This window comes from Microbulbifer agarilyticus, assembly GCF_020171345.1.
GTDB classification, from domain to species: Bacteria; Pseudomonadota; Gammaproteobacteria; order Pseudomonadales; family Cellvibrionaceae; genus Microbulbifer; species Microbulbifer agarilyticus_D.
This window is the reverse complement of record NZ_JAIUZM010000003.1, coordinates 184862-194944: the sequence shown is the minus strand read 5'-3', so window position 1 is coordinate 194944 and position 10083 is coordinate 184862. Positions and strand designations below refer to the sequence as shown.

The following is a 10083-nucleotide window of genomic DNA, read 5'->3' as shown; positions in this document are numbered from 1 at the left end:
AACCCATGCCCATATAAATGTCAGCCATATACAAATCCACCAAATAGGCTGACTCCAAACAACAAGTATTGTTAAGTATGATAAAGCCAAAGGTGATCAAAATTTGATCAAAATCATTTATAACGTGATAGTCGCATTACGAGAGAGGTATGCATGGCATTTATTTATATTAAATATTTGCCACAGATAAAAACGTTTCGCTAAAAATACTACTCGGGTTAATACTGTAAAATAAGTGGTCGAACGAATTATTGGCGTAAAAATCCAATTTCTTCGGCCAGTTACTTCAAATAGTAGAAAGTAACACGAAAGCCTGTAAGCATTCTCGACAGCTCAACTGAGGCTCCAGTGACTAGTGAAGTAAAAATCGCGAATTGATACCAGAGATCATTCCACTATCAAACGATCAAGCAAGAGCCAAACAAAGAAAAAATCACCAAGTGTGCATACGCACTTGAGTGAAGATTGGGGCAGGCTGTCAGTCTAGATTGGTTGTATATTCAGGGCACTCAATCATAATCTGGGATGAGCTATTAATATTCAGAGCAGACTATAATCAATATAGTGTGCGATCAAATTTGTTATTTACCTAAATTAATTACTCTGTATAAAATACTAGGCATAACCAGCTTTAACTACCGAATAGCTAGTATAATTTTTACCCTCGTAACTTTAAATTCCATATTCACTCAGCTGATAACGGAAGCTCGGCAGTATTTATTAGAGTATGGTCTCGAGGAAAAAACCTCATACCAACAATCGCAGCTCCTAATCGCTCATTTTCCACGCGTCCTTTCTCATATCTTACTGAATATTACTGCAATCTCAGAACCCTGATACATGTTCAGGAAAAATCTCCAACCATTGTAGTATTGGCCTTGTAACCGTTGGGGCTGCTGCTTACCCGTGCCATTTTTTCGCAGCAAGCTTAAAAGTCCTCTCTAGTACCCGCTAGTTTTGCGGGGGGTCCGAAGACATTACGTACACAACCATTTGTAACAGTGTTACTGCTGAGAATGTTAATACAAGTTACCTGAGAGCAACCGGACGGTGACAGGCTGGGCACCGAGATCGTAAATGAAAAATAGCGGTAGATCCCCAACTTGGAAGAGATCTTAAAGAGCTAATTATCACTTTAACTTCAACTGAAGTGCGACCAGTTTTCCCTCTAAGTCACAGTTTGCCGTCCAGCACCAAATTTGACTATCTACAGCCATTTGGTCACAAACCTCCTGCTAACGCCTGAGAGTATACATAATGTCGATGATCAATAATCAAAGCCGCTAATCAATACATTTGATAGCTCGCTCTATCTTCCTCGATGTAAAAAGTACGATCGGAGCTTGATTGGGCTATTGACGACGCCCATGGGACCAATAGAGGATCGAATTCCAGAGAGTTTTGATATTATTGGCGAAAATGTAGACATTCGAGTTCTCCCAGGGGTGCAATACACATATGAGACTGGCCACACGGACCCTATCAGAGCCCAGCCCAATATGACATTCCGAGCGCTCAACCCAACGTTTATTGCCGTAGTTTTTCTAATCGGTCTTGCCCAACTGATTTCCGAGCACGCGCAGAATGTGTTGCGCTTCGACCGCGAGGCCATCCTCTCTGGCCAATACTGGCGATTACTAAGCGCTCATTTTTTACACACCAACCTGCCTCACGCACTCATCAATGCGGGCGCCTGCGCAATTCTCTGGCACCTGTTCAAGGCACACCTGCGACCCCTACCCGCCGCCGTCTTGCTATCTCTGATGTGCCTGCTGACCGGAACGGCGATCCTTTTCTTTTCACCACACCTGACGCATTACGTGGGCTTGTCCGGTGCGCTTCACGCGCTGATTGTTTGGGGCTGTGTGAAAGACCTAATGCACGGTGAGCGATTTGGGCTGGCAATACTGGCAGGCGTCTTCGCAAAAATCGCCTGGGAACAACTTGGCGGAGACACCAGTGCCACCGCAACACTGATCGATGCTCAAGTAGCCATCGATGCCCACCTGTGGGGCGCACTTGCTGGCCTGATCCTGGCCCTGTCCCCACGCCTGTTGCACCCAATAGGTTTTCGCGCGCAGCAAAGCAATATGCACCCGCAGGATTAAGCGATAGCCCCACCCGCCTCACTACGAACCAAGGCTTTCCCGGGCGCCTTTTTCAACAGTCGATCCACTCGCCCAATTTTTTTTCACAACCACTGCATCCACCGCCAGACATCACCTCGTCAATCAGGCAACCCAAATGGATTTTGGTCGCTGATTCAGCTCACCTCGGCGCCTTGGAGATTCCAAGGCCCGTAGTTTTCATGCTCATATCGGGTTATTGCACCAGTGCTAACTCGGTCGCATTCGCCAAATTCCACAAAAATTGAAACTACGCGAATAGAACGATGAAGAAAAAAATCTTGAATGTGATGGCCCCGGTTCTCGTAATTGCGGCCTCGTTCGGCGCCGTACAATGGATGTCCGCAGCAAAACCGGAGCCTGAAAAAAAGGAAGAGGAACAGCGTTTGATTTCGCTGGTGACTTCTGAGGCCCGTGCCGAACCGGTGCAATTGCGCGTAACAACACAAGGGGAAGTGCGCGCCCACACAGAAATCAATCTGACGCCGCAAGTATCCGGGCGCATCACCGCCATCGCCGATCGCTTTGCGGAAGGCGCAGGCTTTGAAGCCGGCGAAACCCTGATCCAAATCGACGATGCCGACTACCAGCTCGAGGTTGCCCAGGCCAAAGCGCGCGTGGCACAAGCTGAGGTACTTTTACTGCAGGCCCAGGCCGCCGCGGCGATCAAACGCCAGCAGTGGTTGAACCTGAACCCGAATAAAGAACCCACCCCGCTGCAGGTAAACAAACCGCAAGTACTGGAAGCGGAAGCAAACCTGCGTGCGGCCAAAGCTGCGCTGACCGACGCGAAAATGGACCTCGCTCGCACCAAGATTCACCTGCCGTATCGCGGCCGTGTGGTGAGTCGCGAAGTGGGTGTTGGCCAATACGTTACCGCCGGCACATCCCTGGGCCGCGTATTCGCCACCGATCGTGTGGAAATTCGCCTTCCTCTGACCGACAACCAGCTGCAGGAGCTCGGCCTGCCACTGGGCTTCGTCGCCGGCGATAAAAATCCTGGTCCGGAAGTAAAACTTTCCGCACTGGTAGGCAACCATGAGCAGCAGTGGAGCGGACGCATCGTGCGTACCCAGGCAACGATTGATCAGCAAACCCGCCTGATTTATGCGGTTGCCGAAGTTGCCGATCCTTACGGCAAGGGCGCCAGCGATGGTGTGCCTCTGGCAGTTGGTTTGTTTGTAAACGCTGAAGCCGCATCCACCGCGGAACGCAATGCCGTCGTGGTTCCCCGCGAAGCGCTGCGCAGCGCTGACAAGGTCTACGTTGTCGACGCCGATAACCGCCTGAATATTCGCACTGTCGAGGTGCTTTCCACCTCAGAAAACCGCGTAGTGCTCGCCGCAGGTGTTGCCGATGGCGAGCGCGTTGTGACCTCTACCATTGCCAATCCGGTGGAAGGTATGGAAGTTCAGCCAATCACCCAACTGGCTCGTCGATAAGGACTCACACCCATGAATAGTTTGATTGCATGGTGGGCCAGTAACCGGGTTGCCGCCAACCTCGCCATGATTGGCATTCTTGTCGCCGGTGTTATTGGCTTTTTCAGCATGGAACGGGAAATGGATCCACAGGTTCGTTTCCCAGGACTCGAGATTAATGTGTCCTGGCCGGGCGCGGCACCACAGGAAGTGGAAGAGCAGATCGTCTCGCGTATCGAAGAAGCGGTGAGCGAGCTCGACAATATTGAATGGATTCGCTCCACCTCCGCCGAGGGATATGGCGGCGTGTATATCCTCGCCGAAACCACCGTAGATTTTTCTCGTTTTATGAACGATGTAAAAATCCGCGTGGACGGTATTTCTTCATTCCCCCGTGGTATTGAGCCGCCACAGGTACACCAGTGGGTAAACCGCCAGGAATTTATTCGCGTGGCGGTACACGGCGACCTGAGTGAGCGTGAACTTAAGCGCTTGGCGGAACAACTGCGTCGGGAAGTGGCCACCCTGCCCGCTATTTCCGTAGTGCAGCTGTTCGGCACACGCATGGAAGAAGTCTCCATTGAGGTCAGCGAGCAGGCCCTGCGCCGCTACGGCATGACCTTCCAGGAACTTGCCGATGCCATCCGCGCCAACTCCATTAACCAGTCCGCCGGTACCGTGCGTACCGAAGTCGGCGCTTATCAGCTGAAAGTACGCAAGCAGGCAGACTCCGAACAAGAGTTTGCCAATATCATCGTCCGCCAGACCGCTGATGGCGGCACCATCCGCGTGGGCGATGTGGCCACGGTTGTAGACGGCTTTGAAGACAACGAGATCCTGGCCACTCTGAACGGTGAGCCGGCGGTGCTGCTGCAGGTCATGAGCACCGAGACCATGGACATCGTTACCGCCTCCGACTCCATTCGCAAATGGATCGCCGAGCGGAAGAAGACCCTGCCCGCAGGTGCCGAGCTAACTCTGTGGACCGATAACGCAGAAGAATTTAAAGGCCGCATGGAGACCATCAGTAGCTCTGCCTTTATGGGTCTGCTGCTGGTATTGTTGGTACTGGTATTCAGCCTGCGCCCCAAGGTGGCCTTCTGGGTATCGGTGGGTATTGGTACCGCCTACGCCGGCGCCTTTGTCCTGCTGCCGAGCGTTGGTGTTTCCCTGAACATGTTGTCTACCTTCGCGTTCCTGCTGGTACTCGGCATCGTGGTGGACGACGCGATCGTCGTGGGCGAAAGCATTCATACGGAATCCCACAACCCTGAACACCGCGGTAATAGCCTGAGTGCGGCAACCCTAGGCACCCAGTTGGTAGCGAAGCCGGTTATCTTCGCGGTACTGACCACCATCCTCGCATTCCTGCCGTGGATTTTTATCAGCGGATCTACCAGTGAGTTCACACGTCATATTACCTGGGTGGTGATCCTGGCCCTGGTGTTCTCCCTGATCGAGTCGCTGTTTATCTTGCCGGCGCACCTTAACAACCTGAAGCCGCGGGAAAACCCGGGCCGCTTCGGTCGCCTGCAACAAAAGATTGCCAACGGCATTGTGTACGTTGCCCAGAACCATTACCGCCGTATTGGCCAGTGGGCGGTGGGTCGCCGTTACCTCACCTTGAGCATTTTTGTTGGGGCAATGTTTATCGGCTTTGGCGCATTCGGCAGCGGCTGGGTGAAGAAAAGCTTTATGCCGGAAATCGAATCCGACCAGATTATCGTGAACGTGGTCATGCCAGAAGGCGCACCCTACAGCCGCGCACTGGAAATCCTCGCCCAGCTTCAGGATGCGGAGAAGCGCCTGGAAGAAGAGGTCAACCAGCGCACCAATGGCGAAGGCGCACTGATCGAGAACTGGTACACCCGCTCACGCCGTGACAGTGTTATGGCCATTGTGCAGCTGGCGCCGCCGGAAACGCGCGACATGACCGCCAAGGACGCCGCGCTGCGCCTGCGGGAACTGCTCGGCGAGATCCCAGACGCCAAGGAGGTATCGGTACAGTACTCGTTCAACAACAACGGGCCGGGTTTCGAGCTCTCCATTCGCCACCCTGATCTCGACGTGCTGCGCGATGCCACCGCCGAACTGGAAGCCCAACTGCGCACTTACGAAAGCCTCTACGACGTGCGCAACAACCTGGAAGGTGCCTCGGAAGAAATCCGTATCGACCTGAAGCCCGGTGCCACCAAACTTGGCCTGACCCTGGCCGAAGTCAATCGTCAGGTGCGCCAGGCCTATTTCGGTGAAGAAGTACAGCGCCTGCCGCGCGGTGGCCAGGACGTAAAAGTCATGGTGCGCTACCCGCTGGAATCGCGTCGCTCCATTGAAAGCCTGAAGGACTTCCGTGTACGCACCAGTGATGGCCGTGAAGTGCCGTTGCTTGCCGTCGCCGATCTGGAATACGCACCGGGCATCAAACGTATCCAGCGCTGGAACGGTAACCGTGCCGCCCGTGTGATGGCGGACCTGAAAGACGATGTACGCGGCGACATCATGAAGGACCTGAATGAAAACTTCTTCCCGGACTGGGAAGCCCGCTACCCCGGTATCGTGCGCGGTGCGGTGGGTCAGGCGGAAGGCGAAAAACGCTTTATTCAGGAAGTTCTCGGCCTGTACACCATGGCGTTCTTCGCCATGTACAGCCTGCTGGCGGTGGCATTCCGCAGCTACTTCCAGCCTATCCTGATCCTGATCGCGATCCCCTTCGCATTTGTCGGCGCAATTCTGGGGCACGGGGTGATGGGGATAACCATGGCCATCTTCAGTTACTTCGGCATTGCCGCAGCGGCCGGGGTGGTGGTCAACGACAACCTGGTATTGATGGACCACTGTAATCGCCTGCGGGAGAAAGGCATGGAACCCATCAAGGCGGTAGTAGAAGCGGGCGTGGCGCGTTTCCGTCCGATCCTACTGACCACCGTCACCACCATTGTCGGCCTGCTGCCGATGATGCTGGAGCGCAGCATTCAGGCCGCCTTCCTGCAGCCCATCGTGGTGGCACTGGCATTCGGTGTATTCGTCGCGTTCTTCGTGACCCTGCTGCTGGTGCCGGCCATGTACGGGATTGGTATCGACATCAGTAACCTGGCTTCTCGCACCAAAAACGCGGTGAAACGGAAACTGACGGGCAGCACCCAGACGCCTGCCACCGAAGTCTGACCAGCTCAGCTGCAAGGTAAACCAAGGCCCGCGGATGGTAATCCGCGGGCCTTTTGCTTTTATGACGCCTTTCCAAATTCGCATTTACAGAGCACTGGCGCCCGACTCCGCTCAGCTGCCCCACAGTTTCCTAAAGTTAGCCTGCTAGGGATGGGTTAATTCCCTCCGTTAACACCTTTCGCTAGCGCCTGATGATGTACGCCTCGCAACTGTTTGCGAAGTCGCTACCAGTCATTCACCAGTAGGTACGGGAAGTAACACCATGATGCGCGCCACCAGCCTTCTTCTTGCCAGCATATTCTTGCCGCTCACCGTACTCGCCGACAAGGTCGTACACGACGCCGAGTACTACGTGCTGAAGCTACAACACGGCGAAAAATGGAAACAGGAAGATCGGGAGCTGGACCAAAAACTGCGGCAGTTGCGCCAAAAATATGGACGGCCACCCAACATCGTTTACCTGCTTTGGGACGACACCGCATTTGGCGCCGTGGGCTTCCCCGCCCTGCAAAAGAACTTCGGCTACACCACACCAAACATCAACAAAATGGCTGCCGAGGGTATCAACTTCACTCGCATGTACAGCGAGCCCTCCTGTACGCCAACGCGGGCGGCCTTCCTCACCGGGCGGCACCCGGTGCGCCACGGTATGGGGGTTGTCGGCATGCCCCATGAGTTTTCCGGCATGCGCGAGGAGGAAGTCACCATCGCCGAGGTCCTGTCCAAGAGCGGCTATGCCACCGCATTCTTCGGCAAGGGGCACCTTGGGGATATCGAAGAGAGCTACCTGCACAACCAGGGGTTTGACGAAGCGCTGTTTACCCCGATGAACCAAATCACCTCCCTGTATAACCCGCAGGCCAACGCGGTAAATGCAGTACTGGGATTCGCCCCGGAGATCTACCCGCCCGACCCCTACCGCCTGGATAACCCCGGATTAATTCCCGAGGGCTGGGTAATGAATATTGAGGGTAAAAAGGGAGAGCAAGGTAAAGAGTGGTGCGGTACATCCAACGAGTGTTTTGCCAAGTTTGACCCGGAGGCAGAGCGCCGCACCATCGATTTTATTCGGCGCAATGCAGAAGCGAAAAAACCCTTTTTCGTGGCCTACTGGCCCAACTTTCTCAACTTCCTCGCCGTCTACAATCCCAAAAATTCCGTTGCTGGCCTGATGGTCGCCGACGCCTTCCCGGCGGTAGACGACTTCGTTGGCCAGCTGATGGAAGAGCTCAAAACGCTGGGTATTGCGGAGAACACCCTGTTTATCGCCATGGCGGATAACGGCCCCATGGTACACAGCCCACCTACCGGCTGGGGCATGCTGCCGATGCTGTATCGCGGCGGCAAGGGTGACTTCACCGAAGGTGGCGTGCGAGTGCCGGCATTTGCCTGGTGGCCCGGGATGATTGAGCAGGGGCAAACCGTCGGCGACATCATTCACGTCACCGACCTCTACACCACCTTCGCGCGCCTTGGCGGCGCCAAGGACAATATCCCAACCGACCGCGTGGTGGATGGTCTCGACCAAACTGCGCTACTGCTCAAGGGCGACACCCACAGCCGGCGAGACTATGTATTTATCTACGCGGGGCACGAACTCGGTGCCACGGTAAAAGGTCGCTATAAACGCCACTGGATCGGCGCCGGTGATGTGGCCGCATCCGGTATGCCCGAGGCCTATTTCGACCTGTATATGGACCCGCGGGAAGAAAATCCGCAGCTGACCCCGCTAATTCACACCCAGGGTCAATTTAACCGGATGGTTGCCCGGCACGCGCTGATGAAAAAGAAATATCCGGATATGCCGAACGCCAAGGGCATCCCATACACCGGATTGTCCAATGCGCGCCCGGAAACCAAGGCGATCGCCGAGCGAGTCAAGCAAGTGACCGAAGAGTTACCATTTTCAGTGGAAAATTATCTCGAATTCTATTTGCCCGGATCAGACAAGGTAGGAGATTGGGGGCACTGACTTACCCTATTCTTCTCTGCAAGAAAAAGTCATGCATACAAAAAAGGCCGCGAGACAACTCTGAATTGAGTTGCCCCCCGGCCTTTTTTGGCTAATGAAGACCTAGAAGTTCTTCAGCGTATTTTTAAATACTTCGCCATCCTTCATCACAAACTGCACATTTTCCATTACGGAAATATCGTCCAGCGGGTTACCCGGTACCGCCACCAGGTCCGCAAGCTTGCCCACCTGGATACTACCCAGGTCTTCCTGCTTGCCCAGCAGTTCAGCCGCATTGATGGTAGAAGCCTGCAAGGCCTGCAGCGGCGTCATACCGAACGTCACCATACGGGAGAACTGGCGCGCATTCTGGCCGTGCGGATACACCGCCGCATCGGAACCGAATACCATTTTCACGCCCTCTTCTACCGCGTAGCGGAAGCTCTCGCGTTGCTTGCCACCAACACGACGCTCCTTCTCCAGGCTCTCCGGCAGAATACCCGCCTTTTCACCCTCGGACAGAATGTACTCGGTTACGTAAATATCCATGGACAATACGGTGCCGTGCTTTTTCGCCAGGCGGATCGCTTCTTTATCCAGAAAACTGGCGTGCTCTACCGAATCCACACCCGCGCGAATAGCAGCCTTGATACCGGCGGTGCCGTGCGCATGTGCCGCTACGGTGGTACCGCGGTTGTGTGCCTCGGTCACCGCTGCCTGCATTTCTTCAAGTGCCAGCTGCTGCGCGCCCGGCTCGGTGCCCTTGGACATAACACCACCGGTGGCGCAAAGCTTGATCAGGTCGGCCCCGTACTTCAGGTTTTCACGTACCTTGGCGCGCACCGCCCAGGGACCATCGGCAACGCCGCCGCCGACCGCATCGTATTCCACTGGAAGCAGGTTGTTATCGCAGTGCCCCCCGGTAATGCCGATCGACGGACCGGAGACGAACAGACGCGGCCCCGGAATATCGCCATCATTAATCGCATCCCGCAATGCCACATCCGCATAGCCACCCGCACCCAAGTTGCGCATGGTGGTGAAGCCTTTATCCAGCGAGATGCGCGCATTCTTGGCACCGGTAAGCGCAGAGCGCACAGAAGATACCGCCAAACGACGGTAGCCATGGGTATGCGCATCCCCCGTGAGGTGTACGTGCATATCCATCAACCCGGGCACCAAAGTAGTGCCTGGCAGGCGAATCGCATCCTCTGGCACTTCACCATTGGCGGTCACTGCCGTGATGCGGTTGCCATCCACGGTAACCACCGGGGCTTCGATAACCTTGCCGGTTTCCACATCGATCATGCGGTCGGCGCTAATGTGAGTAATCGCCAGCGCTGGAGCGCTGAATAGGCCGAGCACGATGGCAGAGCGGCTGAGGTAAGTTCTGAGTGACATTTAAGCCCCTGGGTGCGTT

General features: G+C 54.9%; 5 protein-coding genes. 4 read left to right on the top strand and 1 reads right to left on the bottom strand.

The features are described from left to right. Positions 1-1499: 1499 nt before the first annotated feature. The 4 genes from rrtA (at position 1500) to LCM31_RS11260 (ending at position 8684) form a co-directional block, all read left to right on the top strand. On the top strand, positions 1500-2108 hold the full coding sequence (gene rrtA, locus LCM31_RS11275; protein WP_224870157.1) for a rhombosortase: 609 nt from the start codon (positions 1500-1502) through the stop codon (positions 2106-2108). A 284-nt stretch (positions 2109-2392) separates the two neighbouring features. Beyond that, positions 2393-3568 (top strand): efflux RND transporter periplasmic adaptor subunit, encoded by a 1176-nt coding sequence (locus LCM31_RS11270; protein ID WP_224870155.1) that lies wholly within the window; start codon positions 2393-2395, stop codon positions 3566-3568. A gap of 12 nt (positions 3569-3580) precedes the next feature. Continuing rightward, the gene (locus LCM31_RS11265; RefSeq protein WP_224870153.1) at positions 3581-6712 is read left to right on the top strand and encodes an efflux RND transporter permease subunit; all 3132 of its coding nucleotides are present in this window, start codon (positions 3581-3583) and stop codon (positions 6710-6712) included. 262 nt (positions 6713-6974) lie between these two features. Continuing rightward, entirely contained in the window at positions 6975-8684 is a 1710-nt protein-coding gene (locus LCM31_RS11260) for a sulfatase-like hydrolase/transferase (protein ID WP_224870150.1), read from the top strand. A gap of 102 nt (positions 8685-8786) precedes the next feature. On the opposite strand, the gene LCM31_RS11255 is transcribed toward LCM31_RS11260, so the two are convergent. Further along, positions 8787-10064: a Xaa-Pro dipeptidase gene (locus tag LCM31_RS11255; RefSeq protein WP_224870148.1), complete on the bottom strand. Its 1278-nt coding sequence runs from the start codon at positions 10062-10064 to the stop codon at positions 8787-8789. Positions 10065-10083 lie beyond the last annotated feature (19 nt).

What these genes read in the sequence shown, in the direction of transcription:
- LCM31_RS11270 (WP_224870155.1), top strand. Translation starts at nt 2,393, where the DNA reads ATGAAGAAAAAAATCTTGAATGTGATGGCCCCGGTTCTCGTAATTGCG.
- rrtA (WP_224870157.1), top strand. Translation starts at nt 1,500, where the DNA reads ATGACATTCCGAGCGCTCAACCCAACGTTTATTGCCGTAGTTTTTCTA.
- LCM31_RS11260 (WP_224870150.1), top strand. Translation starts at nt 6,975, where the DNA reads ATGATGCGCGCCACCAGCCTTCTTCTTGCCAGCATATTCTTGCCGCTC.
- LCM31_RS11265 (WP_224870153.1), top strand. Translation starts at nt 3,581, where the DNA reads ATGAATAGTTTGATTGCATGGTGGGCCAGTAACCGGGTTGCCGCCAAC.
- LCM31_RS11255 (WP_224870148.1), bottom strand. Translation starts at nt 10,064, where the DNA reads ATGTCACTCAGAACTTACCTCAGCCGCTCTGCCATCGTGCTCGGCCTA.